This window comes from Enterococcus sp. AZ140 (assembly GCF_051714405.1).
GTDB classification, from domain to species: Bacteria; Bacillota; Bacilli; order Lactobacillales; family Enterococcaceae; genus Enterococcus_B; species Enterococcus_B pernyi.
Window position 1 is genome coordinate 637,966 of sequence record NZ_JBIORU010000001.1, and the last position, 25,274, is coordinate 663,239.

Below are 25,274 nucleotides of genomic sequence, written 5' to 3' on the forward strand. Positions count from 1 at the left end.
ATTCTCTCACACCTCCTTATCTATTAATTTTGTATTTGCTTAGGTTTTTGCACCATATAGCGGATAAATAGGATCAAACTAATGATCAACAAGCCAAGTAGGACACTTAAAGCAATTTTTGATCCTAACGTTGTTGCTGCTTCATAACTATCTGAACGATGATCTTGGAAAAAGTTGATGATCACAGCCACCAACGTAGTAGCGACAGCGCCAGAAAATTGTTGCAACGTATTGAATACGGCGTTGCCATCACCTTGTAATTCCATCGATAAAGCATTCATTCCAGTAGTCATCATATTGCTATAAGACAAACCAATACCGATCATATAGAAGAAATGACAGGCAATCAAAAAACCTAATGATGCATGACCTAAGATCAGGACAAGGGTAGTCCAGCCAACAAGTGAAAACAAGAGACCGATGAAAATTGGTTTTTTAGGTCCATGTTGGTCGAGTAGCTTTCCTGAAAAAGGAGATAACAGGGCACCAATCGTTGCACCTGGAAGCATCGCTAAACCTGCGACAAAGGCATTGTTCCCTTGGACGATTTGGACAAAGTTCGGTAGGACAAAAGAAACACTAAGTAATAAAAATTGATAAACTAAAAAGCTAAATAAGAATAAGCGGAACGTATGGTTTTTAAAAATTTCAAGTCGGATCAAAGGATGATCGGCTTTTTTTGTTCGTTGATAGAAAAGGATGAATCCTAAAATGGCGATGACTAAGGATGCCCAGCCAATCCAGTCTCTGAACATGCTTAGAAAAGTCAAGCTTCCACTGAACATCAGACTAATACCAAGGACGCTGAGTAAATCTAAGCGGCCAGATTTTTCCACCTTAAATTTAGGAATCGCGTATAAGCCAATCCCAAGTGAAAGGAGTAACACTGGTAATAGAAAGAGAAAAATATGACTCCATGAGAAATTAGCAGTTAAGATCCCACCATACGTAGGACCAATCGCTGGTGCAATGGCGGTTGTTAAAGTACCAAGACCCATCATCGTTCCTCTTTTTCCCATAGGAGCAAAAGTCAAGATGATGTGAAACATCAATGGCAAGGCTATCCCTGTCGCAGCACCTTGGAGTACCCGCCCTAAAAGCAGTAACAAGAAGGTAGGGGAAAAGTAATCGACCAATAAACCAGCAATAAATAGTAAATTGGAACTCAAGAAAAGAGTTCGCAGGCTAAAGTTTTTTGTCAGATAAGTTGAAAGTGGCACAATGATCGCAATCATTAATAAGTAAATGGTTGTTACCCATTGTACTTGGGAGGTACTGATTTGAAATTCCTGAATCAGCGTTGGGAAGGTCACGTTCATTGCGGTTTCGATCAAAACACCTGCAAATGACATGATCCCTGTGGCAAGTACAGCAGGAATTAATTGTAGTTGTTTTTGTTTTTGCATGTTTTTCACCTCTAAATTATTTCGTAAAAAAAGAGAGAGATTTCTATTCGAAAATAGAAACCGCCTCTCTCTCGACACGCTAGGCGTGTTATCTGTACGATTTATCGTTCGGCTTATTCTAGCACAAGTCTAAAAATAGTGTCAACCAGATTAGCCAATCCAATGTAAAAGAGTTATGATAGTAGTGAAGAAGAAAACAAGGAGGGCCTATGGAAAAAATCGAATGGAGAAAAACCGACCCTAGTTATCGTATGTCAAAGAAACCGCAATTGATCACACTCCCTGCTCAAAATTTTTTTTGTATCAACGGAATAGGTGATCCAAATGGAGAAGAATTTAAGCGTCGTGTAGGTAGTTTGTATGCTGTTAGCTATACGATCCGAATGGCACCTAAAAATGATTGGCTGATCCCTGATTACTCCCCCTATACTGTGTATCCTTTAGAAGGTCAGTGGGGACTGCAAGAAAAATTTTTGAACGAACCAGTGATGTTAAAAGAGCATTTTTCTTATCAGTTGATGATCAAGCAACCGGATTTTGTGACTCCTCAAGTTGCTGCAGAGGCGTTAGTACGAGCCAAAACCAAAATTCCAGAAGACCTAGCGAGTCAGCTCGTTTTTAAGACGATTGAAGAAGGCCTTGTGGCACAGATCTTACACATTGGATCCTACGACGATGAACCAGAAACATTTGAAAAGTTGGCTTTATTTCTCAAGGAAAAAGGCTATCGCCGAACTTCAAAAGAGCATAAAGAAATCTATATGAGTGATCCCAGAAGGACGGCACCAGAAAAATTAAAGACGATTTTGCGAGTAACCGTTGAACAAGACAAATCAGTCGAAGTGTCAGACATCAACTAAAAGAGAGAAAGATTCCCTGTTTTTTTGCTATAATAGATACGAAGAGGTGTTTTTTGTATGAAAAAAAATCAACGACAATCATTGATTCGCCAATTGATTACTGAGCATGCCATCGGTACGCAAGAGGAATTATTGAATCATTTGCAGATGAATGGGGTCAATGCAACGCAAGCAACGATCTCACGAGATATACGTGAGTTGAAACTTGTGAAAATCCAAGATGAGAATAAACAAATACGCTATGCGTTATTCAATCAACAAGCAGATTCTTTGATGGAAGATCGCTTGCGAAGTGCGGTCAAACGAGAAGTATTACGAATTCAACGGATTCAATTCATGATCGTTGTCTTAACCGAAAAAGATGGTGCGGATGTGGTAACAAACTGGTTAGATGAAGTGGATTATCCAGAAGTGGCTGCGACGATTGCCGGCGTTGATACGTTCATTATTATTTGTCGCACAGAAGAAGAAGCCCAGGCTTTCGCTGAAAAATTAGAGCAAATGAGAGAATAGCTCACGTTTAGTCTAATGATCAATGGAAGCGCTAAACATATTGACGTTGTGTAAATCGTACTAAATTCCATGGATACTGGACTTGCAAGAATGGTACGTAATGATTGGAAGGGTGTCTTTACAATCTGGATCATTCTAAAGCGCCAATCAATTTGAACAAGTATACAGGTGAAAGAGGGGCGAGCAGTCCAGTGATGACAAACATGATCATTTTTCTGACGATTTTAGTTTACGGCGTCAATTTTTTGGCATTTATGTATATTAAAATAAAAGAGATCAAAAATTACCTAGAAAAAATTGCGATTTATTTTGGTGTGAACATGACCTTGTTGTTCACCAGTAGTATTTTCCTATTTTTTGGTAAGATCGTCGAAGACGGAATATTGTTTATAGAATAATAGAAAAAACTGATGCCCATTAATATAAGGCATCAGTTTTTAAGTCTCATTTATTTTTTTTTGGAAGGGGTACCGTACATTTTAGGTGTTACCGGTTTTAATTTAGGTGCTTTGCCTTCGATCTTAGGTTCTTCCAACCATTGATATTCCCCTTCACCATCTAAAGCTTTACCTTTTGCCCAAGAACCTTCGCTACTTTCGTCACCTTCTGAAAAGTTATAGAAATCATAAGCAATATCTTTACGTTCTTCTTCTCTTGGGAAAGTCGTAGGAACAAGAATACCGCCTTCTGTTTCTTCTAATTCTTTGACAGCTGCTGCCCAAAGGTTTTGATGATAACTGTCTCTAGCCAATAAAACTGATAGTAGGTCTTTTACGCCACGATCATCGATCATTTCGTAAATACGTGCCACTTGTAGTCTTCCTTGAGATTCTGCGTTTAAGTTTGCACGAAAATCAGCAAGTAAATTTCCACTAGCAACAACATAACCACCACTCCAAGGATTACCAACGCTATCCGCAGGACGAGGTCCTAAGCCAGCTACAATAGCGTGTTGAGGATTCATGCCGGAAATGATCGCACCAATCGTTGGGTCTTTTTTCATTGCTTCTTCTTGATCTTCAACAGGTGCATCTTCAAGTAAGCGAGCAACCATTGTCGCTAACATTTCAACGTGTCCAAGTTCTTCTGTTGCAATGTCCATCAGCATATCTTTATATTTTTCTTCTCCACGACAGCTCCAACCTTGGAAAAGATATTGCATCGCTACACTCATTTCACCATACTGTCCGCCAATCAATTCTTGTAAATATTTTGCGATTAATGGATTCGGACGATCTGGTTTTGCCTCAAACTGTAATTCTTTTTGGTGTCTAAACATCAAATCTCCTCCTAATCATTTTTTAATACATTACTATTGTTATATGTAATGGAAAAAAATTCAAAGAAAACGCTCTAGATATTAAAGCTATTTTATAAACGTTGATTTATCAATGTTTTATTCTGTGAGAATGACTTCGTTAAAAGAAAATATTAGGAATAGCTCAATGAAATATTTTTGTTTATAAATGATAACTATTGATAATTTCCAATTATATTCTCATTTTTTTAACAGAAAGTAAGTAACGAGAAAGAAGAGATGGTCACATCAAAGAACGATTGTTTTTAAGTCCATCTTACTGCTCAGGTCAAAACGCTTTTGTCACGACCTTGATAAACGGTGTTCCAAAAGCTGACCTTCAACATTAAGATGGAAAATCAAAAAATATGAAAAGCTATTTTCTGATTTTCCATCTTACTGCTCAGGTCAAAACGCTTTTGTCACAACCTGATCCACGGTGTTCGAAAGCCAACTCCTACGATATTAAGTCAAAAATTGAAAAAATATGAGAAGCTATTTTCTCAATTTCCGTCTTAATACTTGGAGCTGAACGGCTTTCTCACGACCTGATAAACGGTGTTCAAGAAGCAACACTTCGGTCATAAGCAAAAAAAATCAAAAATGAAAGAGCCATTTTCGCTTTTTTTTGCTTATGCCTTAGTGCTGATCGCTTCTTTCACGACCTATTGTTACTTGTAGAATGTTTGCTTCTTTGATATGGTTAATACAAGAAAAACATCGGAGGTATATCATGGCTAAAATTATGGTAGTGGAAGATGAAGAGATCATTCGTCAGCTGATTATGGAAGAGTTGGAGAAATGGCAATTTGAAACCTATGGAACGTCAGATTTCAATCAGGTTTTTGCTGATTTTGAGAAAGAAGAACCGCAACTTGTTCTTTTAGATATCAATTTACCAGTGTTTGATGGTTATTATTGGTGCCAGAAAATACGAGAAATTTCCAAAGTCCCAATCATTTTTATTTCAAGTCGTAATACGAATATGGACATGATCATGGCGATGAACATGGGGGCAGACGATTTTGTGACGAAGCCGTTTCAAATCGATGTCTTGATTGCTAAAATCAATGCTTTGTTGCGTCGTTCATATAATTATGGTGAGTTGTCGAGTGAAATGATGACCCATAATGGAATCACGTTGAATGTCGATAATGGCAGTATGGAGATTAATGGTGAAATGATCGATTTGAGTAAGAATGAGTATCGCTTGTTGTTTATTTTAATGAAGCAACACGGGAAAATTTTGACTCGTGAAAAATTGTTGCGTGCGTTGTGGGATGATGAACGGTTTGTCGATGACAATACACTGACGGTCAACATCAATCGCTTACGTCGTAAAATCGAACAGGCAGGGATCACCGATTATATCGAAACAAAAGTCGGCCAGGGGTATATTGTTCCCTGAAAGGATGAATTACAACTATGAACTTTTTTAAGTATTTGAAAGATCAATGGTCGCTGATCGTCGGCTGGATATTTTTTATTTTATTGACAATATTTGTGATGTGGTTAGCCCCTAATATAACGGTCGATTGGGCCACGATTGCTTACTTAACATTGATCGAAGGTGTTTTCTTAATCTTTTTTTTACTTGTCTGTTACTTGAGTAAACGTCGGTGGTGGGCAAAATTGGCAAATCTACAAAAAAATTCTCCCTTGCAAAATTATTTAGATGGTGGACATACAGAGGAAGAGAAGTTGATAGAAGATTATATCAATCAACTGATACGTGAACATCAGGAAGTGATGCAAGAAGCCATCACGAACCAGCAAGATCAAAAAGATTATATCGACTCATGGGTCCACGAAATCAAAGTTCCCGTAGCAGCTTCAGAATTACTGTTACGCTCGATTGAGTTTGATATTGACGATCAAAAGTATACGCTGTTAGAAAACGAGTTGTCTAAAATCGATGAGTATGTCGAACAAGTATTGTATTATGCTCGCTTGGATAGTTTTTCAAGGGACTATTTGATCCAAGAATACAGTATCAAGAGCATCATCCAACCGGTCATTCGTAGCCAAGCAAATTATTTTATCCAAAAGAAAATACGTTATGAAGTGATAGGTGAAGATCAAACGATTTTGACTGATTCCAAATGGGTGGCTTTTATTTTCAAACAGATTCTTAGTAATGCCATTAAGTATACGCCGGATGAAGGCGAGATCAAACTATTGATCGAGAAGACGACAAAAGGCGTAAAATTTTCTGTCAAAGATTCAGGCATCGGTATACCGAAAGAAGATGTTGGACGGATTTTTGACAAAGGTTTCACAGGGGCGAATGGCCGTCTGAGCAAAACCCACTCTACTGGTCTAGGATTATACCTCGCTAAAAATCTTGCGGAAAAATTAGGGATTTCTCTCACTGTTGACTCGATCGAAGGAGAAGGGACGACTATGTCTTTGTTTTTCCCTATCTTGAGTTTTTACCAAGAAGAACGCTAAAAAAATGGGATTGCGACATGTTCACGCGTATTTCTGAAGGAACTACCGGTTGAACATGGTCTAATTTGGTTGTGATAGAAGTGTGTTGACCTTAGATGATGATTGGAAAAGTTTTAATATAGTTATACATCAGCTGTTGCCCCGAAAGTAGAAGAATTTTCGAGGTAACGGTTGATTTTGTTTATGGATTTATTAGTGACTGATTGAACTTCATAGAATCGTCAAGGAAGTTAAGTTAGAAAAAAGTGAGAAATAAAAAATAACTCTTGTGTTGTTAACGTTTTCGTTGATATGTTCTATAACATGTGACATTGAAAAGAAGGAGAATGGTTATGGAATTATTAATAGCATTAGTCCCAATGGTAGCGTGGGGGAGTATTGGTTTAGTCAGTGGAAAGATCGGTGGCGATGCCAATCAACAAACATTAGGAATGACGATCGGTGCATTTCTTTTTTCACTCGTTGCTTTTTTCATCGTTAATCCAACGATCACGCCATGGATCACATTGATTGGATTTTTATCTGGTCTAGCGTGGAGTGTCGGACAAAATGGGCAGTTTCATGGGATGAAATTCATGGGAGTATCTGTAGGATTGCCGTTATCCACTGGTTTTCAATTAATTTTGAATACGATTGCGGGCGCTGTCTTTTTCCATGAATGGACACAAACGAAAGATTACGTTTATGGTATTTTAGCGCTGATTCTTCTTGTAAGCGGTGCGTATTTGACTGCTCGACAAGATGATGAAGGAAAAGTCGATACAGATAATAAAATGCTTGATTTTGGTAAAGGATTCAGAGCATTGATCTATTCTACTTTAGGTTATGGTGTCTATACGATCATCGTCAACTGGGCGAATTTAGATGCGATGTCGATTATTTTACCGCAAAGTATCGGTATGATCTTAGGGGCAAGTTTCTTTGCTTTTCGAAAAGTAAAAGTGGATCAATATGTTTGGAAAAATATGGCGAGTGGATTGCTATGGGGAATCGGTAACGTATGTATGCTATTGACCGTTAAGTCATTAGGACTAGCAGTCGGTTTCTCTCTTTCTCAAATGGGGATCATCATTTCAACTCTAGGTGGTATTTTTATCTTAGGGGAGAAAAAGACAAAAAAAGAGCTTATATTTGTAATTGTAGGTTGCCTTTTAGTTATTTTTGGTGGTATCCTTTTAGGGTATATGAAAACAGCGTAAAGCTGTTTTTTTATATACTCAAAAATCAGGGGGAGGGAATTTAATGGATTTGTTTCGTAAGAAAGAAATCAGTCTCAATCATACGAGTGAGATGAAGAAAGAACTAAAAACATCCGATTTGATCATGCTTGGCATTGGCGCGATCATCGGTACAGGTATATTCGTCGTAACAGGAGTGGCAGCAAACCAAAATGCAGGTCCGGCACTATCATTATCGTTTGTTTTAGCAGCGATCGTTGTGATTTTATCTGGTCTAAGCTTTGCAGAATTTGCTTCGCGGGTACCAGTGATTGGCGGACCATATGCGTATCTATACGTCGTATTCGGTGAATTTGCCGCTTGGTTGACTGGATGGTTATTGATCGGTGAGTTCTTGTTGGCCGTTTCATCCGTTGCGTCAGGTTGGTCCGGTTATGTACAAGGGTTTATTGAAAGTCTTGGTTTTGGCTTACCAACGGCGCTAACAGGTGGATATAATCCAGCCAATGGTACATACATCGACTTAATTGCGGTGCTTGTTGTGATTTTCGTCACATACATTGTTTCTTTGGAAGCGAAGAAAGCGTTACGATTGAATAACATGATGGTTTATGTGAAATTTGGAATCATTGCATTATTTATTATTGTAGGAATCTTTTTTGTTAAACCAGAGAATTGGCAACCATTCACACCATTCGGCTTTGAAGGTGTCCTAGATGGCGCAGCACTAGTTTTCTTCGCATTCTTAGGATTCGATGCAGTAGCGATGGCTGCGGAGGAAGTAAAAAATCCTCAAAAAGATGTACCACGTGGAATCATTGGCTCGATCTTGATCGCAACCGTGTTGTACATCATCGTGACATTGATTTTAACAGGGATCGTGCCTTATACAGAATTAGGTGTAAATGATCCTGTGGCATTCGCGATGCGTTATGTAGGACATGGTACAGTAGGAGCGATCATCGCCGTTGGCGCGATCTTGACCTTATTGACTGTGACGATCTCCATGATGTATTCATTGGCTCGCTTATTGTTTGCAGTAAGTAAAGATGGCTTGTTACCACAGTTCATGACAGAAATCGACAAGAAACATCGCACACCGAAGAAAGCGACGTATGCAGCAGGTATCGCCGCATTATTCTTCGCAGGATTCTTCCCGTTGAATATCTTGGCAGAGTTGACGAACATCATGGCATTGGCTTATCTAATGTTAGTTAGTCTAGGCTTACTGAAATTACGCAAAATGTTTGGTAAACCAAAAGCAGGCGAGTTCAAAGTGCCATTGGTACCGATTTTACCAATCATTTCGATCTTATCTTGTCTAGTCTTGATGTCACGTTTACAAGCGGTGACTTGGTTAGTCTTTGGGATTACGATGGTGATCGGCCTAGTGATTTACTTTGGCTATGGTTACAAACACAGTAAGATGAATACCGAAAAATAAACAAATGAACAAAAAACCTTGTATTAAGCAACGTTGCTGATACAAGGTTTTTTCATTCTATTTGTTATTGCGTTAAATCGAGTAATTTTTGTTTCAAGTCTTCTTCCATATGGCCAAGTTCGACTTCTGCATGACGACGTTTTTCTTTTCCTTCTTGTTGGATACGAAGTGTTTCTTGGATCGTTTCGATCAAATCATTTTGTGTGGTTTGTAATGTTTCGATATCCACGATGCCACGTTCATTTTCTTTAGCAGTTTCGATGGCAGAGATTTTCAACATTTCTGAGTTTTTCTTCAATAAATCATTGGTTGTTTCAGAAACTTGTCGTTGTGCTGTAACTGCATCTTTTTGTCGAAGCAAGGTCAACGCAATCACCACTTGGTTTTTCCATAATGGGATGGCTGTAGCAATCGATGCTTGGATCTTTTCTGCCAATGCTTGGTTTGTATTTTGGATCAAACGGATCTGTGGCGCTTGTTGGATCGTGATCTGTCTGGCTAAGCGTAGATCATGAGTGCGCTTGTCTAGGCGATCAAGAAACTGTGTATAATCATTGGCGATCTGTACATCCATTTGATCCCCTGTTTCTTCTGCTTTTCGCATGGCTTCTGGAATGATCTTTGTCTGTAATTCTTCCATTTTTAATTCGCCAGCAGCGATATAAATGTTCAACGCATCAAAATAATCTTTATTTTTTTGATAAAGTTGTTCTAACATCAGATTGTCTTTTAATAGGCCATCTTTTTCTTTGTCTAATTTGACTGAGATCTTGTCGATTTGCGCACCGATTTTTTGGTATTTGGCAGTGACTTCATAAATCGATTGTTTGACTTTACCGAATACGCGTTGGAAAATATTTCCTTCTCCTGCACGTAATTCATCTGGATTTGCTTCTTGAAGGCGGTACATCAGTTCAGTCAATGAATCACCGACTGGGCCGATATCTTGTGCTTGTACGTGATTCAACATCGACTGTGAGAACTCACCTAATTTTGTTTGAGCAGCTGAACCGTAGCTGATGACCGATTGAGAATCAGTGACATCGATTTTTTCAGCCAATTGTTTGGCTTGTTCTTGTCTTTCAGCAGGTAATTTATCAATCAGCCGAGCAGCAGTTTGCTGTTCTTGAAGTGCATTGATTTCATTTTGTTGTGTTTGAGTCAATTTATCGACGGGTGTCGAAAAAGGATTATTCAATAAATCTTCTAAAGTATCATTTACAGGGGTTACTTCGTGTTTTGGTTCATGTGGATTATTTTCCATTAAAATTCCTCCTTATCGATTAAGCTAGAAAAAGTACCCGAAACAATCAGACGATGTCTAAGTGTTCCGAGTCCAAGAAATAAACGTGCTTATTCTTCTGGTACATCTTTATTATCACGCTTTAAGCTTTGTTTCGCAACAGATATCTCTACATCAATATCTTCCAAATCTTCCGAAACGAAATCTTGATAGTCTTTCGCGACTAATGAAGCAAGTTGATCAATGATCTGGGTACTTTCTTCCAGTTTTTGATAGGTCTGTTTGTTTTTGATCTCGTGTTCATTGATCTCAATATATTTGTTTGTCAAATCCACTAGGTTTGGCAAGTGGGTGTAAAGGAACTGACTCGCATCGTGCAATCGAGTGGGTTCTTTTACGAGTTCTTTGAACAAACCTTTTGCTGCTTTTACAGGTTCGTGACGAAGATCGATCGCTTTAAGCTTTGCCGTTTCGTACATATTTTTTTCTAGTTGTTCGATTTCATTTTTTGTTTGATTCATCGTTTCTCTAAAAAAAGAGATTTCACTCGGTGTCATGCCGTTTTCGCTATAATGGGTCGCTAATTTGTCAGATAGATTTGGTAAAGCTGTTTTATCCTTAGGTTTTTTACGAAAACCAAAAAGTCCCCAAATCAGCAAAACTGCGCCAATTAACAAGATCATTGATATGATCGATACATCATTATAACTGAAGAACAGTATCACTAAGAGTAAACCTACGATCCATTTCCAATTCTTTTTAATCATCCTAAAAACCTCCGTGTATATTCATTGTCCACTCTGCTCATCTACTTCTTTATTTTAGCACAACCTTCTTAATAAATAGTATCGGACTAAAGGTGGATTTTATGAGTTTATAGAATTTCTAAGGTTTGGATATGGTAAACTAAGTAAGAAATCAAAAAGAAAATTGAAAAAAACAAAAAAAGTAGTTATTATAGGACAAAAGAAAGCAGGGGAAAAGATGCTTGAATATGAACAGTTTGAAGAGAAAACGATTCAACGAAAAGAAATTTATCATGGAGCGATCATTGATGTCGCTGTGGATGATGTTCGCTTACCAGATGGAAATATCGGGAAGCGTGAATTAGTCTTTCACCCCGGTGGTGTAGGAATCATTGCTTTTGATGAAAAGGATCGTCTACTATTAGTCAAACAATTCCGCAAACCTTTAGAAAAAGTGATCCTCGAAATACCAGCTGGTAAAATTGATCCAGGAGAAAAACAAGCGCCTGTGATCACTGCTGCTAGAGAATTAGAAGAAGAAACTGGATACCGCGCAGAGCGTTTGGAGCATTTGACTTCTATGTATTTATCACCAGGATTTGCGAATGAACTCCTGCATATCTATCATGCAGTAAATATCGAAAAAGTGGAGCAGCCTCTCGCACAAGATGAGGACGAAGTATTGGAACTTTATGCGTTGACTTTAGCAGAAGCAAAACAAGCGATGTCAGATCAAGTCATTTGCGATGCAAAAACGATTTATGCGATTCAATACTGGGAATCAATGAACAAAGGAAAGTAGAGGGATCAATTGATGGTCAAAGGACCGCTAGTCACACGTAGCGAAATCCGTAAACGACAGCAAGAACAGGCGCAAGAATCATTAAAAAAACAAAGAAAAGCGGAAGCTACGTACAAACAAGAAGAAAAAAAAATCGCGAGTTTTTATCGTAAAGAACAAAAGAAAAATAAGCCGATCACGAAAACAAGAGCGGGCGAACGAGAAAAAACACGCAAATGGAATGCTGTTTTGATGAAAGGCTTGGTTATCGTCATTTTATTGTTAGCCATCGTTTTTCTGGCAGTTGCATTTATATAGAAAGAAGGAGAACTACTAAATGAAAATTGGAATAATTGGAGCAATGGAAGAAGAAGTAAAAATTTTAAGAGAGCAACTAGGACAACCCTTATCATGGGAAAGAGCAGGCGCTCTGTTTATCTCAGGCTCATTAGGCAATCATGAAGTCATCATTGTACGTTCAGGTATCGGGAAAGTCTTAGCATCGATCACAACAAGCCTATTGATCCAACAATATGGTGTCAACATGGTCATCAATACAGGATCAGCTGGCGGCATTGGTGAAGGTCTACGTGTAGGGGATGTAGTGATCTCTGACAAAGTTGCCTATTTTGATGCAGATGTTACAGGATTCGGTTACAAGCCAGGACAGTTACCAGGCATGCCTCTTTATTATGAAGCAAGCACGTATTTACGTTCAGAAATGAAAAGAGCCGCAGAGGCAACCAACTTGAATGCAAAAGAAGGCTTGATTGTCACAGGAGATACATTTGTTGATTCGCCAGTCAAAGTCCAAGAGATCCTAGCCAATTTCCCTGAAGCACTCGCTTGCGAGATGGAAGGGGCTGCAGTCGGTCAAACGGCGCAACAATTCAATATTCCTTTCTTGATCGTGCGAGCAATGAGTGATACTGCGGACCATTCAGCAACACAAAGCTTTGACGAATTCATCGAAGAAGCAGGGAAACGTTCAGCTGAAATGGTCATTGAATTTGTCAAACATCTTGTATAAGGAGTGAACCGAATGAAAGCATTGATTTCGATTGATTACACCTATGATTTTGTGGCAGACGATGGGAAATTGACGACTGGAAAGAGCGGTCAGGCAATTGAACCAGCTTTAACGAAGTATACAAAAGAGTTTATTGATGAGAAAGAATTTGTCGTATTTGCGATCGATGCACATGATCCCGAAGATGCTTTTCATCCGGAAAACCAATTGTTTCCACCACATAATGTAGTCGGAACCAGTGGCCGCGATCTGTATGGTTCGTTGCAAGAGATTTATGCGGAACATCAAACACAAGCCAATGTTTATTGGATCGATAAACGCCACTATTCTGCCTTCAGTGGAACAGACCTTGACATTCGTTTACGGGAACGTGGGATTACAGAGATTTATTTGACAGGTGTTTGTACAGATATTTGTGTCTTGCATACAGCAGTCGATGCTTATAACCTAGGCTATCAATTATTTATTTACGAAGACGCAGTTGCCAGCTTTGATCCAATCGGACATGACTGGGCATTGAAACATTTTCAAACAGCCCTTGGTGCGGAGATCATTAAGGGATAAAAAAGAGTGAATAAAGTGGATAAAGGCGTTTATATCGTACTTTATCCACTATTTCTATTAGTCATTAACTGAAACAAAGAGAAATAGATACATACAAATTGATCAATGGGGTGTGCATAAAGTCGTTTCTACGTGAAGGGAAGGAATCGGTATGAGAAAAGGGAAAGCAAATTTAGGTTTTTTAGGTTCACTGGGAATTTTAGGGTTTTTAGGATATTTACCAAATCTCTCAGGGTTATTTTCGCTCTTTGCATTATTTTCTTTGTTTGGCTTTTTTTGGATAACAAAAAATGGGGAAGGTTTGAAAGATTTTTTTACGAAAGAAAGAGTTTTAACCAGAAGTATTTTACTGAAAATTATAATTTTTTCACTGTTATTAGCATATATTCTAACTATAAAACTGGGAGAGTTACAAGCGTTCGTCACTATATTTATTAGTATGTTTTTTTCTCTGTTAATTGTTTTAAATTCATATCTGAGCAGAGACTAGTAGGAGTAGTGTCAGCTGATCGGTGAAGAAAGTGTAAAATCATACATATGTTCAACTATCAAAAAAGAGTATGGAATAAGTAGAAAAAACCTTATTCCATACTCCTTTTTTATTTAATTAGCGAATGCTAGTTTGATCTCTTAGTAAAAAACTACCAAATATGCACACGTTTTTCAGGTGCTAGATACATCGGATCTTCTTCAGTGATCGCAAATGTTTCATAAAACTCTGCTAAGTTTTGTGGCTGGATATTCGCCCGAAGTTTCGCAGGTGCATGAACATCGATTTGTAAAAGTAATTGTTGGTATTCTTTTTTCGCTTTTGTACGCCAGATTGTCGCCCAATTCATGAAGAAATCGGCTGCTGAATAATCGTCTTCTGTCATTGCAGCTTCTAGTGCACAACTTAATCCGCCAGCATCTGCAATATTTTCAGAAACGGTTAGTTTTCCATTGACTGTGCCATCAGCAAAAGGTACACCGTCAAACTGTTCGATCATGGCTTGCGCTTTTTCTTGGAAATGAGCGAAGTCTTCTTCTGTCCACCAGTTATTCAAGTTACCGAATTCATCAAATTTCGCGCCGTTGTTGTCAAACGCATGGGAAATCTCATGGGCAATGACTGCACCGATTCCGCCGAAGTTTGCCGAGCTAGATTGTTCCAAACTATAAAATGGTGCTTGTAAAATCGCAGCTGGGAAAACGATCACGTTTCGGAATGGATGATAGTACGCATTGACTGTATCAGCACTCATTTCCCATTCATCACGGTCGACAGGCTTGTTCCATTTACTGAAACGATCTTTTAGGGTTAGATGACTAAAATTCAACGCATTTGAAAGAAGGGTACCACCTTCATTTGCGGGAACTGTTTGGAACGCATCGAACAAGGCAGGGATTTTATCAGGGTAACCGACTTGGATGCCTAATTTGTTCAATTTCACAATTGCTTTTTCTCGTGTCGCATCACTTAACCATTCATTCGTTTCGAGTCGTTTTTGGTAAACATTGATCATCTTCTTGACCATTTCTTCGACATCTTTTTTCGCTGCTTCGCCAAAATACTTGTTCCCGTAGTAATCGCCCAACACATGATCAAACTGTCCAGAAGCAAGGTAGTAAGCTGCTTTCTTTTGTGGCATTGCTTCATCGGTTCCTGATAAAGTCCGAGAGAAGATCCCACTGACTTGACGGAAATCTTCAGATAGATAGCTGCTTAGTGAACGCACCGTTTTTACGATCATCCAGCTTTTAAGTAGTCGGAAATGTGGTGTCGTCAAAAGTTCAGCTAAATGTTCAAAGTAGACAGGGTCAGTAACGATCACTTGGTCTGGACGTGTGCCGATCAAGCCAGTGGTCAAGGTAGTTAAGTCAAGAGCATCGGTATATGCCGTAAATTCATTAAAGGCACGTGGGTTGTACATTTGGCTATAATCTGCATTTTCTTCCGCGCTTTTAACATGGGGCGCAATCAATTTATCGAATTGGATCGCTTGTTCGACGATTGCTTCTGCCTGACTTCTTTCTCTGCCTGTCATTTCTAAAAGTTGGACCATCATATCAAAAAAGACGGACAATAATTGAGCACCATTTGGATGTTCTGCTTCATAATAAGTTTTATCTGGTAAAAATAAAGAGGGTGGTGAAGCGAAAAAGGCATTGACCTGCGCATTTTTCATATCTGCATCCACATCTAAGACAACAGGCAACGGTAAACTGTCCAATGTCCATTCGGGAAATTGCTGATTTAATTCGTCAAAGGAAGTGAGTTGCTCGATCCTTTCGAGGATTGGTTGTAAAGGTGTCGCACCTAATTGATCTCTATATTCATAATCATTTGCTAGTTGATAATAAGCAAGGAAGTGACGCATTTTATCAGATGTAACTTTTGTTGGATCAGCTAACATCTCATCTGTATCTCGCATCATTAGTTGATCAATGCCATCAACTAAATCCTGAAACCCACCAGTTGCTGGCTTATCGGCAGGAATTGTTGCTGTTTTTAACCATTCTTCATTTACTGCTTCAAAAAAATCTTGTTTCAAACGTTCTTGGTTCATTGAATCATCGCTCCTTTTTAGTTCCGTGTGCCCATTATCTAACAAAAAAGCAGAATAAACAAATGGAATGTAAAATCTATTTCAAAGCGACAAATTTTGTAATCGGTTTCTTTTGCAAACAAGATCTAAAATCATTTTACATACGGATCAGGAAAAATGTTCAAAACGCGCAATCATCCATTAGTCACTCTGATTTATTTTTTTAGGACTATCCCTTATAATGTAGGTGGAGGTGATTGATTCTGAGTAAAGTAAGTGGGAAATGGCAAGAAATCACGCTCGATGGCAAAACAGAGCGAATCAGTGAGTTTCGTCTGCTAAAGAGAAGACGGGAGAACGAATACTATTTAGCAGTGATTTTTGAAAATGAGAGTTATTTGATCGTTGATCCTCATGGAAAACCAGTCGAATTTATGACAGCGGTAAATGCCTATTCAACAAGCATTGCAACATCCACTATGTGGCAAGAAGCCAGTATAAATGCAGAAGGAATTGACGATGAGCTGATCGATAAACTTCTGGCAAAGTGGGCGCAACAAGCGCCAACGACTTATTTAGTTGATTGTTGGGTAGGCTTGCCAGAGCAACGTTTCTTGACTTATAAAAAGTGGCGAACAACGTCTGGTTATCTTTGTGGCACTTATGCGGCAGCAGTGTTACTTGCCTACTATCAAGATTATCGTATGCCGAATCTGATTCCTTCAGCTATTCGTCAAAAAGATTCCCGCGATGCGAAAGAATTGATCCAAAAACTGCGTAAAACGATCCAACCTTTAGGCTTGCCTACCGTACCTATCCAAGTAAGTACAGGGATCTCAGCCTTTTTTAGAACACAACAACAACCGATTTATGCCAGAAGTACAGTAGTCGGTTCTTGGCAACGAGCAACAAAGCGGATTCGCGAAGGAAAACCTGTGATGATCGGTATTTTAAGATTGCTAGGCAGTACCTACGGCAATCATTGGGTCACTGCTTATGCTTACTATGAATCGGCTTCTGGTGAGCGTTATTATAAAGTCCATGATAATTGGGGAAACACAAATAAAGTGATTCCTGCAAGTTGGGGAAATGGAACAGTCTCACTTCCTTGATTATTTTCAGAAAATACCAGAAATACGGAACGAAATATGTTAAACTAGCGAAGAATAGAGAAGTTTGGGAGGATGTCATGAGTAAAAAGTATCAGGACGACACGTTGAAAATCTTTAGTTTGAATGGGAATCGACCGTTAGCAGAAAAAATCGCCAAAGTATTTGGAACAGAGTTAGGGAAAAGTGTAGTCAAACAATTTAGTGATGGAGAAATTTCAATCAACATTGAAGAAAGTATCCGTGGCGACCATGTCTACATCGTTCAATCGACGAATGCACCAGTCAATGATTACTACATGGAATTATTGATCATGATCGATGCGATGAAACGTGCAAGTGCCAAAACGATCAATGTGGTGTTGCCTTATTATGGTTATGCGAGACAAGACCGGACAGCGAAGCCCCATGAACCAATTACAGCAAAATTGATTGCGAACATGCTTGAAGAAGCAGGAGCGACTCGTGTATTGACCTTAGATCTGCATACGGTGCAAGTACAAGGATTCTTTGATATTCCAGTAGATAACTTATTTACAATGCCATTATTTGCGCATTATTACCGTGAACTTGGTCTGGTCGGCGATGACATTGTCGTTGTTTCACCAAAGAACAGTGGTGTCCAACGCGCGCGTAGCTTATCAGAGTATTTGAATAGTACGTTAGCGATCGTTGATCATGCGGACGAAGAAGTCGAAGGGACAGCAGCAAGTTACGTGATCGGGAATGTTCAAGGAAAAACGTGTATCCTGGTTGATGATATTTTAAATACTGGATTGACATTCGCTCGAGCAGCCAAAGTCTTGAAAGAAAATGGCGCCAAAGATATCTATGTTTGTGCTTCCCATGGGTTGTTGTCAGAGCCTGCAAAAGAGATCTTGGACGAAGCACCAATCAAAGATATCTGTATCACTGATTCTGTCTATACACCAGAAGACCGTCACCCTGAAAACTTGACGATCGTCACTTGTTCAAACTTGATGGGTGAAGCCGTCAAACGTATCCATGAAAACACGCCAATGAGCCCACTGTTCCGTTTGGAAGAGAAGAGCTTTAGATAAAAATGAAACACCATAAAATGACGGAATTTAGGTCATTTTATGGTGTTTTTTGCTAGGAACTTGGACATATCTACTAAAAAATCCTCTTTTTGCCTAAGTTTATTTTTGGTAACTGGCTATTTCTATGCTAGAATGTGCCTAGTTCTATTTGAAAGGGATGAATACATTGGGCAATATTTATTTAGATCATGCAGCGACGACGCCGATGCATCCGTTGGTAATCAAAGAAATGATGGATATCATGGAAGGGACATTTGGCAATCCTTCGAGCATTCATGGATTTGGTCGGATGGCTCATGAAAAATTAGAAAATGCTAGACAAATCGTGGCAGATAGTTTGCACGCCCGCCCGCATGAGATTATTTTTAACAGTGGCGGAACGGAAGGTGATAATACTGCGATTCTTGAAACAGCATTCTCACGTCAAAATGAAGGGAAACATCTAATCACTACAGTAATTGAACATCCAGCAGTCTTAAATACGATGAAGTATCTTGAAAAAAAGGGTTTTGAGGTTACATATCTACCAGTTGACCAAAAAGGAAATATCTCGATCGCTGATTTCCGTTCGGCTTTAAGAGAAGACACGATTCTAGTATCGATCATGTACGGAAATAATGAAATCGGTAATTTATTACCAATCAAAGAAATCGGTGAAATTTTACGAGAACATCCAGCCTATTTCCATACGGATGCTGTTCAAGCTTATGGCAATCAAACCATTCATCCTCAAGAATTAGGGGTCGATCTTTTGAGCATATCTGGTCATAAGATCAATGGACCGAAAGGAATCGGTTTTTTATATAAAAGAGATGGCGTAAATATCCCACCTTTGCTTTTAGGGGGAGAACAAGAAGAAAAACGCCGTGCCGGTACAGAAAACTTAGCGGGGATCTGTGGATTAGCGAAAGCGGTAGAAATATTAACGCTGGAAGAAAGAGAAGCACGTAATAAAAAATACTTGGGCTTCCAACAACTGATTCTAGATAAATTGACAGAAAATGAGATTGAATATGCAATCAATGGGGATTTGACGAATAAATTACCTCATGTACTGAATTTACGTATTCCAGGGATCGTCAACGATCTATTGTTGATGAAATTGGATCTACAAGGCTTTGCGATCTCGATCGGTTCGGCATGTACTGCTGGAAATATCGAACCTTCTCATGTACTAGAAGCCATGTATGGAAAAGGAACACCATTCTTGAAAGAATCCATCCGCATCAGTTTTGGCTATGGGAATACAGAAGAAGAAGTCCAACGATTTGCTGATGGTTTAGTCAAAGCAATCTAAGCGCTAAAAAACCTAGTAAAACGAGTTAGAAACTTTTATAATAAAGAGGAAACTAAACTTACTGAGGTGAAAAAGATGGCATTTGAACAAACAGCGTCCGTACTCGGTTCTCCAGTTAGCTACCGTTTACATCCAGATGCAAAAAGATACACATTACGCGACAATGGCTTTACAGAAACAAATGGCGGGAACTATCAATTGATTCGTCCGCTTGATGCAACACCACAAAGCAAAGAAGGTTTTAAATTAAAAATCACGGTTGCAAAAGACATCAAGACAATGAAGATGTCGATCACGACAGCCAATGGCTTGCGTGCAGTCGATATTTTTAAAGATCCAAAGCAAAAAATGAGTCAAGATAAGTTTTATTTCTTGATGGATAGCATGATCAGTCGTGGACTATTTGAAAAAGTAGAAAGCTAAGTACTCATGTGACACAATAAAGAAAAACAAAAAAGTACCCAAACACTAGGAAAATAAGTGCATGTATCGTCTTCATGTGACGGTGAGCATGCGTGACTGTCCTTCCTAGCGCTTGGGTACTTTTTTATTTATCGGTCAATGATCATTCAACTTTTGACCATTCATCTAATGTTTTTCCTTGGGCATCTTTTAGTTCTAGCCAACTATTTGTTCCGCCATAATACAGTAATAGGCTAGCTTCATTCACACTTTTGACGATGATATCCTCCACAACTTTCCCATCTTTGATCTGCTCTTGGTAGTCAGCCCGCATCTTATCTCCATATTTCGCGGCATAACTAACCGAACCATCTTTATTCAAAGGGGCATCAAGTAATAACGTAGCGCCAGCTTTGATCAACATCTCATTGCGACTGATCCAGTAAAGTGTTGCCTTGCTACCACGAAATTCCACAGTAAAAGGAATCTCGCTGATTTGTTTCGTCCACCGATGACGCGCTTTGGCAGGTTTCTTTTTCGTCTCAGGAAGCGGAGCGAAGCCATAGCCGAAAGTCGTCAACACAGTCGTTACCTTTTCGATCGTTGGGGCTAATTTTTTGGTTGCTTCAACTGGGATTTTTTCTTTGAAATCTTTGTCTTTTTCTAATGTTAGACCAGCTTCGGCGGCTTGATTATTCATTAGATACATAAAATAATCTGCTTCAAGATCCCATGGTAAATGGATAGTGATGACTTGGTCAAAGGATTTTGGGCGGATCTTTGTACCAAATGCCAGACACTTTTTGTCTAAGTAATAAAGATAAAAAGAATTTTCTATTTCTTTTACTGGCTTTGAACAAATAGAGAGTTGGATTTGTTCTTCCTCTAATTGGATCTGTGTTTCAGAAGCAGTGATCGTTGTGTGAAAGCTAACCTTGGTCATAGGTGTATCCTCCCGTTTTTTTCTACAGTGTACCATGTTTTTCAAGCAATAATAAAATAATCATAATTATAAAAAAATATAAGACAAATGAATGGTAAAATACAGAAAGAATACAAAATTAGGAGGCGTTATGCAGAAATACTGGAAAAAGAATATTAATTTATTTTTGATGGGACAATTTTTATCAGGAATCACAAGTATGGTCGTTCAATATGCTATTATTTGGTATTTGACGCAAGAAACAGGTTCTGCGACTATTTTAAGTTTTGCCACATTATTAGGAATGCTGCCGATGGTTCTATTAAGTCCATTTGTTGGGCCACTGATCGATCGCTGGGATAAGAAAAAATTATTGATTTATACGGATATCATTGTTGCGATCTTTGCACTTATTTTATCCATTGTAGGAACAGTGATGTCGACCTTTCCGCTCTGGTTAGTGTTTGTCTCTTTATTTATTCGTTCGGTCGCACAGACATTCCAAATGCCGACGATCCAATCAATTTTACCAACAATGGTTCCAGAAGAAGAATTAACAAGGATCAATGGGCGGTTGGGTATGGTGCAATCAGCGAATTATATCGTTGCTCCTGGATTAGGTGCTTTTTTATTTGCTGCGGTACCGATGAATGCTTTGATTCTTTTGGATGTATTAGGTGCCATTCTTGGTGTAGGATTGTTGATTCTTGTGGTAATTCCCAAGATGGACATCCAAGGAGAAGCGGTTCATTTGTTAGCTGATACTAAATTTGGAGTAAAGAAACTATATGAGAAGCGAGGGTTGTGGCATATCATGCTCAATGGGGCAGTTTTCATGCTGTTGTTCATGCCTGCCGCAAGCTTATATCCACTGATGACCATGGGTTATTTTAATGGCACAGTTGGGCAAGCGGGATTGATCGAAGTCATTTACGCCGTTGGGATGTTAGTCGGAGGCGCAGTCATTGGTTTTTCTGGTCATTTTAAGAATCGAATGCAGCTAGTGATCATCTCCTATATCGTTTTAGGGGTATCCGTCACAGCGAGTGGTTTATTGCCAGCAACCTCACAAGGATTTATTTATTTTGTTCTGTTGAATGCCCTTGCCGGTTTGGCTACGCCTTACTACAATACATTAGTCATGGCGATGATCCAACAAAGTTTTGAGCCAAGCATTTTAGGAAGAGTGTTGGGTGTGTTCAATTCACTGATGTCTCTGCCTGGTCCAATCGGTTTGATCTTTGCTGGACCACTAGCAGATGCTCTTGGCGTGGAGAAATTGTTTGTGATTGCTGGTGTCGGTACATTACTTTGCGCAATTGCACTTTACCTGGTTCCTTCAGCCAGAAACTACGATTTAGAATTACAAAGTAAACATAGCTAAGACAAAGCAATAAATTTCTTTTTTAAAGATAGGCATTGATTGCCTATTTTTTTGTTTTCACATACGATATTTATAAAGGAGAGTGAGCTTAGATGAATTATTTTATCAGCGATATGCATTTTTTCCATGAACGGTTGCTCGGTAATAGTGATTTTTCGCCGAGACCATTTAAAAATATTGCCCATATGCACCATCAATTAATCACTAGTTGGAATGCAGTCGTAAAGGAATCCGACCATGTTTATCATCTAGGAGACCTCGCGATGCACCCTAAGTATGAAAAAGGTAGCGCAGAAATTCTTTCCTTAGTCAAAGAACTGAATGGCACAATCCACTTTATCAAAGGGAATCATGACAGTCGGGCCTTTTTCAACTATTTGGAACAACATGATCCGTGGAAAAATGAAGGAAAGCAAAAGTTTCACTTTTATAATGTAGGTGTCATCATAAAATTCAATCATCAGCAATACTATCTGACCCATTATCCATTGTTGCTCGGAGGCAATGATAAAATACGCAATCTTCATGGGCATATCCATCACTACAGCGTACCCATCGGCAACGACGTCAATGTAGGAGTAGACGCACCAGAGCGAGAACTGATGGCAAAATCATTACCTTTTGGCACTCCTTTATCTGAAAATAATATTGAAGAAATCTATCAGAAAAAACAAGAAGAACTGGAATAGTTGAAGAAAATGTAACCGCAAGTACGAGATCGTAGTAAAAGCGGTCAGTCGATAGATAGTTGAAAAAGCATTCAAATACTACTCGTAAGGGGAGTACTTGAATGCTTTTTATTGTCGGTAGATGAGTTAGCTAAAGAAAAGTTACTTTTTCTATATAATACAGTTCACCCATTTTCCTTGATCATTCAGCCCTTTACCCACGGAAGCAGTCCCATCATTCAAACGTTTAAGATCATTCGTGATATTTGTTGAGTAGACGATAAGAACCTCTTCTTTTGTATATTGATTCAACCAGTCGATCGCGTAATCCACAGATTGGTTGACGCCGATATGATAGTAATAATTTTGGTAAATCGTTTTGGCTTCATCAATCATGGTAAAGTCATGGTTCAGTCCATACCCGTTTCTCTGAGAAGCAGGTGTAGTGAAAGAGCCATGGAATCGTAGATAAGTAGCGGAGCGATAGGTGCCATTTTCTAGCTTGATCAATGCATGGAAATTATTAAAGAAATAATACCAAGTCGGACGGTTCTTCGTGTAGGATACATCATAATTCAATGGATTCGGATAGGCTAGATCATAATTTTCATAGACACTTAAATTCTCCGTGTAATCAAATTTTCTTTGAGTAAATGCTGGAGGAGTATGTACTACTTGACTAACTAAATAGCCATATGAAGGATGTGCTTTTTGATCGATTTTTGAATAAGTCGGATTATAGCGTAGGTGATTACTATCCGTCGTGATATCTTTTGAGTAAACAATATCAAAGCTACACTGAGTATAGCGATTGATCCAATTCATCACGTAATTTGGGATATCCGCAAGTTCAATACCATTAGGTACAACAGGGATATTTTTATCTGCATATTTTTGCTTCGCTTCATCAGTCAAAGCAAAATTGGTGAACAAATCTAATTGTGCTACGACATTTCCACTGGCGTTTCTACCGAGTGTAAGAGATTTGTTGGTGTAGGGGCGTTGGTTGTTTTGGTCGATTGCTAAGAAATGATAGTCGTTTTCAAGGTAATAGAGGTTAGAGTTTCTACTGAAAATAAAGTCTTCACCTTCCATGGGGGAACCTCCCCCCGCCCAAGTGATATTCTTTGTATAATCATTGTATTCAGGAAACGAAGGACTAATTTTTTCCAGTTTATCGGAGCGCCAGATATCGTTAGGTGTAATCGATGGCGCCTCGATCGGATCATCTTTAGACTCAAGATCAATCCCTTGGAAATTTGGGTCATCTCCAGGCGTCAGGTCATCAATGTTGCCATCAGGTGTAGCGTTCATGTAAGCAGCCCATACGAGCATGGAACAGTACCAACTTTGTCTGCTAAAAGTACGATCCCGATGTCCGAGCGACAATGATAAAGAATAACTTTTTCCTAATTGACTTTTCATAAATAAAATAGCAGCTTGTTTTTGTAACACTGTTGCCTCAGGAACTCTTAGGATGGAGGCATTGGTATAATCAAAACGCTCGTCATCTAATACACCGTAGACAACGCCATCACTTTTGGCACCAAAGTTTCCTTTTGTTGCTTCAATTGTTCGAATATAGGTAAAGGTTTCTTCTTTTCCATTGATTATATGAGTTTCTTCAACAATATCATCGACAATCATTATATGATGAAGCACAATCACTCCGAGATCTAAAATATCCGCTCGATTTACCTCAAAAATGAGATCTCCAGGCTGGACCGTATTCAATAAGTCATAAGTACCATATTCCGGCTTCTTTTCAAAAGTAATATTATCTAGAGAATTTCCAATATTGAAGGACCATAGTGGCGGGATTTTCGCTAACCGTTCTGCTTCCTCGGTTAAATACGTGTCATTGACGGAATGTGCATATTCTTTTAAGTGATCCTCATCTAAATAAGGTGTCTGGTTGTAGTAACCAGCTGAAAATTCCTCAAATGTCTGCTCGAAGGAAGCGTATTCATTTTTGAAAAATTCATAATAATCCTCTAAAGACTGATAAGAGTCCGCTTCGGCATGTACCTGCATATTTGAGAATTGAAGTGAAACGATTAATAAAAAAGTTGTGAAAAAAAGTTTGAGCTTCATGATATTTCCTCCTTAATTTTATGATAAAATAATAACATACAAACATTTATAAAAACACCTATTTTTTTAATTTTATATGTTTTTTTATATGGATTTGTGGAAAAACTTTTATCTAATTATGTTTATCATTAAAAGTTTGTGTGAAGGATTTTTTTATTATTTATCTGCAAGTTAATCGATTTATTTTAAAGTTATTTTAACTTTTATTTTAAATAACTATTTATTGGTTTTTGATTGTTAGGTGTATAATTTTTTATTAATCCAAAAATAGCTTCGATTATTTTAAATGAAGCGAA

The 25,274-nt window shown here is 38.6% G+C and carries 25 protein-coding genes; 18 read left to right on the forward strand and 7 right to left on the reverse strand.

The features are described 5' to 3' along the window. Positions 1-23: 23 nt before the first annotated feature. Positions 24-1,406, reverse strand: coding sequence for an MFS transporter (locus IGJ39_RS03025; protein ID WP_438764162.1), 1,383 nt, complete (start codon positions 1,404-1,406; stop codon positions 24-26). Between the two features lie 209 nt (positions 1,407-1,615). Between IGJ39_RS03025 and IGJ39_RS03030 the strand changes: the two genes are divergently transcribed. The 3 genes from IGJ39_RS03030 (at position 1,616) to IGJ39_RS03040 (ending at position 3,177) form a co-directional block, all read left to right on the forward strand. After that, the gene (locus tag IGJ39_RS03030; RefSeq protein ID WP_019724161.1) at positions 1,616-2,266 is read left to right on the forward strand and encodes a GyrI-like domain-containing protein; all 651 of its coding nucleotides are present in this window, start codon (positions 1,616-1,618) and stop codon (positions 2,264-2,266) included. Between the two features lie 57 nt (positions 2,267-2,323). Then, positions 2,324-2,779 carry an arginine repressor gene (locus tag IGJ39_RS03035; RefSeq protein WP_010736209.1) on the forward strand — a complete coding sequence of 152 codons (456 nt, stop codon included), beginning with the start codon at positions 2,324-2,326 and terminating at the stop codon, positions 2,777-2,779. A gap of 191 nt (positions 2,780-2,970) precedes the next feature. After that, positions 2,971-3,177 carry a hypothetical protein gene (locus IGJ39_RS03040; RefSeq protein ID WP_195339088.1) on the forward strand — a complete coding sequence of 69 codons (207 nt, stop codon included), beginning with the start codon at positions 2,971-2,973 and terminating at the stop codon, positions 3,175-3,177. A 50-nt stretch (positions 3,178-3,227) separates the two neighbouring features. Here the strand turns inward: IGJ39_RS03040 and IGJ39_RS03045 are convergent, their stop codons facing one another. Then, the gene (locus IGJ39_RS03045; RefSeq protein ID WP_438764165.1) at positions 3,228-4,058 is read right to left on the reverse strand and encodes a manganese catalase family protein; all 831 of its coding nucleotides are present in this window, start codon (positions 4,056-4,058) and stop codon (positions 3,228-3,230) included. Between the two features lie 751 nt (positions 4,059-4,809). On the opposite strand from IGJ39_RS03045, the gene sapR reads away from it, so the two are divergent. From sapR to IGJ39_RS03065, 4 genes are all read left to right on the forward strand, one after another. Then, a complete protein-coding gene (sapR, locus tag IGJ39_RS03050) occupies positions 4,810-5,484 on the forward strand; it encodes a two-component system response regulator SapR (RefSeq protein ID WP_010736206.1) in 675 nt (224 codons plus the stop codon). Between the two features lie 17 nt (positions 5,485-5,501). Further along, on the forward strand, positions 5,502-6,527 hold the full coding sequence (gene sapS / locus IGJ39_RS03055; protein WP_195339059.1) for a two-component system sensor histidine kinase SapS: 1,026 nt from the start codon (positions 5,502-5,504) through the stop codon (positions 6,525-6,527). 332 nt (positions 6,528-6,859) lie between these two features. Further along, positions 6,860-7,726 (forward strand): GRP family sugar transporter, encoded by an 867-nt coding sequence (locus IGJ39_RS03060; RefSeq protein WP_019724165.1) that lies wholly within the window; start codon positions 6,860-6,862, stop codon positions 7,724-7,726. A 43-nt stretch (positions 7,727-7,769) separates the two neighbouring features. After that, positions 7,770-9,149 (forward strand): APC family permease, encoded by a 1,380-nt coding sequence (locus tag IGJ39_RS03065; RefSeq protein ID WP_019724164.1) that lies wholly within the window; start codon positions 7,770-7,772, stop codon positions 9,147-9,149. Between the two features lie 64 nt (positions 9,150-9,213). Here the strand turns inward: IGJ39_RS03065 and IGJ39_RS03070 are convergent, their stop codons facing one another. Both IGJ39_RS03070 and IGJ39_RS03075 read right to left on the reverse strand, forming a co-directional pair. Further along, positions 9,214-10,413, reverse strand: a complete 1,200-nt coding sequence (locus tag IGJ39_RS03070; RefSeq protein ID WP_010736201.1) for a toxic anion resistance protein — start codon at positions 10,411-10,413, stop codon at positions 9,214-9,216. A gap of 89 nt (positions 10,414-10,502) precedes the next feature. After that, positions 10,503-11,159 (reverse strand): 5-bromo-4-chloroindolyl phosphate hydrolysis family protein, encoded by a 657-nt coding sequence (locus IGJ39_RS03075; RefSeq protein ID WP_023519185.1) that lies wholly within the window; start codon positions 11,157-11,159, stop codon positions 10,503-10,505. Between the two features lie 217 nt (positions 11,160-11,376). Between IGJ39_RS03075 and IGJ39_RS03080 the strand changes: the two genes are divergently transcribed. The 5 genes from IGJ39_RS03080 to IGJ39_RS03100 all read left to right on the forward strand — a co-directional run bounded on the left by IGJ39_RS03080 (position 11,377) and on the right by IGJ39_RS03100 (position 14,003). Further along, entirely contained in the window at positions 11,377-11,940 is a 564-nt protein-coding gene (locus IGJ39_RS03080; RefSeq protein ID WP_019723542.1) for an NUDIX hydrolase, read from the forward strand. Positions 11,941-11,952: 12 nt separating this feature from the next. Beyond that, a complete protein-coding gene (gene macP / locus IGJ39_RS03085; protein WP_010736198.1) occupies positions 11,953-12,237 on the forward strand; it encodes a cell wall synthase accessory phosphoprotein MacP in 285 nt (94 codons plus the stop codon). Between the two features lie 19 nt (positions 12,238-12,256). After that, positions 12,257-12,949: a 5'-methylthioadenosine/adenosylhomocysteine nucleosidase gene (locus tag IGJ39_RS03090; protein ID WP_019723541.1), complete on the forward strand. Its 693-nt coding sequence runs from the start codon at positions 12,257-12,259 to the stop codon at positions 12,947-12,949. Between the two features lie 12 nt (positions 12,950-12,961). Next, positions 12,962-13,513: a cysteine hydrolase family protein gene (locus tag IGJ39_RS03095; RefSeq protein WP_019723540.1), complete on the forward strand. Its 552-nt coding sequence runs from the start codon at positions 12,962-12,964 to the stop codon at positions 13,511-13,513. Positions 13,514-13,664: 151 nt separating this feature from the next. Then, positions 13,665-14,003 (forward strand): DUF3796 domain-containing protein, encoded by a 339-nt coding sequence (locus IGJ39_RS03100; protein WP_019723539.1) that lies wholly within the window; start codon positions 13,665-13,667, stop codon positions 14,001-14,003. 151 nt (positions 14,004-14,154) lie between these two features. On the opposite strand, the gene IGJ39_RS03105 is transcribed toward IGJ39_RS03100, so the two are convergent. After that, positions 14,155-16,062, reverse strand: coding sequence for a M13 family metallopeptidase (locus IGJ39_RS03105; RefSeq protein WP_019723538.1), 1,908 nt, complete (start codon positions 16,060-16,062; stop codon positions 14,155-14,157). A 236-nt stretch (positions 16,063-16,298) separates the two neighbouring features. Here IGJ39_RS03105 and IGJ39_RS03110 point away from each other — a divergent pair, with 236 nt between their 5' ends. The 4 genes from IGJ39_RS03110 (at position 16,299) to IGJ39_RS03125 (ending at position 19,931) form a co-directional block, all read left to right on the forward strand. After that, positions 16,299-17,153, forward strand: coding sequence for a hypothetical protein (locus IGJ39_RS03110; RefSeq protein ID WP_019723537.1), 855 nt, complete (start codon positions 16,299-16,301; stop codon positions 17,151-17,153). A gap of 77 nt (positions 17,154-17,230) precedes the next feature. Beyond that, positions 17,231-18,211: a ribose-phosphate diphosphokinase gene (locus IGJ39_RS03115; protein ID WP_019723536.1), complete on the forward strand. Its 981-nt coding sequence runs from the start codon at positions 17,231-17,233 to the stop codon at positions 18,209-18,211. Positions 18,212-18,377: 166 nt separating this feature from the next. After that, positions 18,378-19,508, forward strand: a complete 1,131-nt coding sequence (locus tag IGJ39_RS03120) for a cysteine desulfurase family protein (RefSeq protein WP_019723535.1) — start codon at positions 18,378-18,380, stop codon at positions 19,506-19,508. A gap of 75 nt (positions 19,509-19,583) precedes the next feature. Next, a complete protein-coding gene (locus IGJ39_RS03125; protein ID WP_019723534.1) occupies positions 19,584-19,931 on the forward strand; it encodes a DUF1831 domain-containing protein in 348 nt (115 codons plus the stop codon). Positions 19,932-20,073: 142 nt separating this feature from the next. Here the strand turns inward: IGJ39_RS03125 and IGJ39_RS03130 are convergent, their stop codons facing one another. Next, positions 20,074-20,853 (reverse strand): hypothetical protein, encoded by a 780-nt coding sequence (locus IGJ39_RS03130; RefSeq protein WP_019723533.1) that lies wholly within the window; start codon positions 20,851-20,853, stop codon positions 20,074-20,076. 91 nt (positions 20,854-20,944) lie between these two features. Here IGJ39_RS03130 and IGJ39_RS03135 point away from each other — a divergent pair, with 91 nt between their 5' ends. Together IGJ39_RS03135 and IGJ39_RS03140 are read left to right on the forward strand one after the other, a co-directional pair. Next, entirely contained in the window at positions 20,945-22,216 is a 1,272-nt protein-coding gene (locus IGJ39_RS03135) for an MFS transporter (protein ID WP_081277425.1), read from the forward strand. A 92-nt stretch (positions 22,217-22,308) separates the two neighbouring features. After that, positions 22,309-22,905, forward strand: a complete 597-nt coding sequence (locus IGJ39_RS03140) for a metallophosphoesterase (protein WP_019724421.1) — start codon at positions 22,309-22,311, stop codon at positions 22,903-22,905. Between the two features lie 150 nt (positions 22,906-23,055). Here IGJ39_RS03140 and IGJ39_RS03145 read toward each other — a convergent pair whose 3' ends face one another. Next, positions 23,056-24,978, reverse strand: a complete 1,923-nt coding sequence (locus IGJ39_RS03145) for a hypothetical protein (protein ID WP_410300667.1) — start codon at positions 24,976-24,978, stop codon at positions 23,056-23,058. Positions 24,979-25,274 lie beyond the last annotated feature (296 nt).

Coding starts and splice junctions, on each gene's coding strand:
- IGJ39_RS03025 (WP_438764162.1), bottom strand. CDS start 1,406: ATGCAAAAACAAAAACAACTACAATTAATTCCTGCTGTACTTGCCACA.
- IGJ39_RS03030 (WP_019724161.1), top strand. CDS start 1,616: ATGGAAAAAATCGAATGGAGAAAAACCGACCCTAGTTATCGTATGTCA.
- IGJ39_RS03035 (WP_010736209.1), top strand. CDS start 2,324: ATGAAAAAAAATCAACGACAATCATTGATTCGCCAATTGATTACTGAG.
- IGJ39_RS03045 (WP_438764165.1), bottom strand. CDS start 4,058: ATGTTTAGACACCAAAAAGAATTACAGTTTGAGGCAAAACCAGATCGT.
- sapR (WP_010736206.1), top strand. CDS start 4,810: ATGGCTAAAATTATGGTAGTGGAAGATGAAGAGATCATTCGTCAGCTG.
- sapS (WP_195339059.1), top strand. CDS start 5,502: ATGAACTTTTTTAAGTATTTGAAAGATCAATGGTCGCTGATCGTCGGC.
- IGJ39_RS03060 (WP_019724165.1), top strand. CDS start 6,860: ATGGAATTATTAATAGCATTAGTCCCAATGGTAGCGTGGGGGAGTATT.
- IGJ39_RS03065 (WP_019724164.1), top strand. CDS start 7,770: ATGGATTTGTTTCGTAAGAAAGAAATCAGTCTCAATCATACGAGTGAG.
- IGJ39_RS03070 (WP_010736201.1), bottom strand. CDS start 10,413: ATGGAAAATAATCCACATGAACCAAAACACGAAGTAACCCCTGTAAAT.
- IGJ39_RS03075 (WP_023519185.1), bottom strand. CDS start 11,159: ATGATTAAAAAGAATTGGAAATGGATCGTAGGTTTACTCTTAGTGATA.
- IGJ39_RS03080 (WP_019723542.1), top strand. CDS start 11,377: ATGCTTGAATATGAACAGTTTGAAGAGAAAACGATTCAACGAAAAGAA.
- macP (WP_010736198.1), top strand. CDS start 11,953: ATGGTCAAAGGACCGCTAGTCACACGTAGCGAAATCCGTAAACGACAG.
- IGJ39_RS03090 (WP_019723541.1), top strand. CDS start 12,257: ATGAAAATTGGAATAATTGGAGCAATGGAAGAAGAAGTAAAAATTTTA.
- IGJ39_RS03095 (WP_019723540.1), top strand. CDS start 12,962: ATGAAAGCATTGATTTCGATTGATTACACCTATGATTTTGTGGCAGAC.
- IGJ39_RS03100 (WP_019723539.1), top strand. CDS start 13,665: ATGAGAAAAGGGAAAGCAAATTTAGGTTTTTTAGGTTCACTGGGAATT.
- IGJ39_RS03105 (WP_019723538.1), bottom strand. CDS start 16,062: ATGAACCAAGAACGTTTGAAACAAGATTTTTTTGAAGCAGTAAATGAA.
- IGJ39_RS03115 (WP_019723536.1), top strand. CDS start 17,231: ATGAGTAAAAAGTATCAGGACGACACGTTGAAAATCTTTAGTTTGAAT.
- IGJ39_RS03125 (WP_019723534.1), top strand. CDS start 19,584: ATGGCATTTGAACAAACAGCGTCCGTACTCGGTTCTCCAGTTAGCTAC.
- IGJ39_RS03130 (WP_019723533.1), bottom strand. CDS start 20,853: ATGACCAAGGTTAGCTTTCACACAACGATCACTGCTTCTGAAACACAG.
- IGJ39_RS03135 (WP_081277425.1), top strand. CDS start 20,945: ATGGTAAAATACAGAAAGAATACAAAATTAGGAGGCGTTATGCAGAAA.
- IGJ39_RS03140 (WP_019724421.1), top strand. CDS start 22,309: ATGAATTATTTTATCAGCGATATGCATTTTTTCCATGAACGGTTGCTC.
- IGJ39_RS03145 (WP_410300667.1), bottom strand. CDS start 24,978: ATGAAGCTCAAACTTTTTTTCACAACTTTTTTATTAATCGTTTCACTT.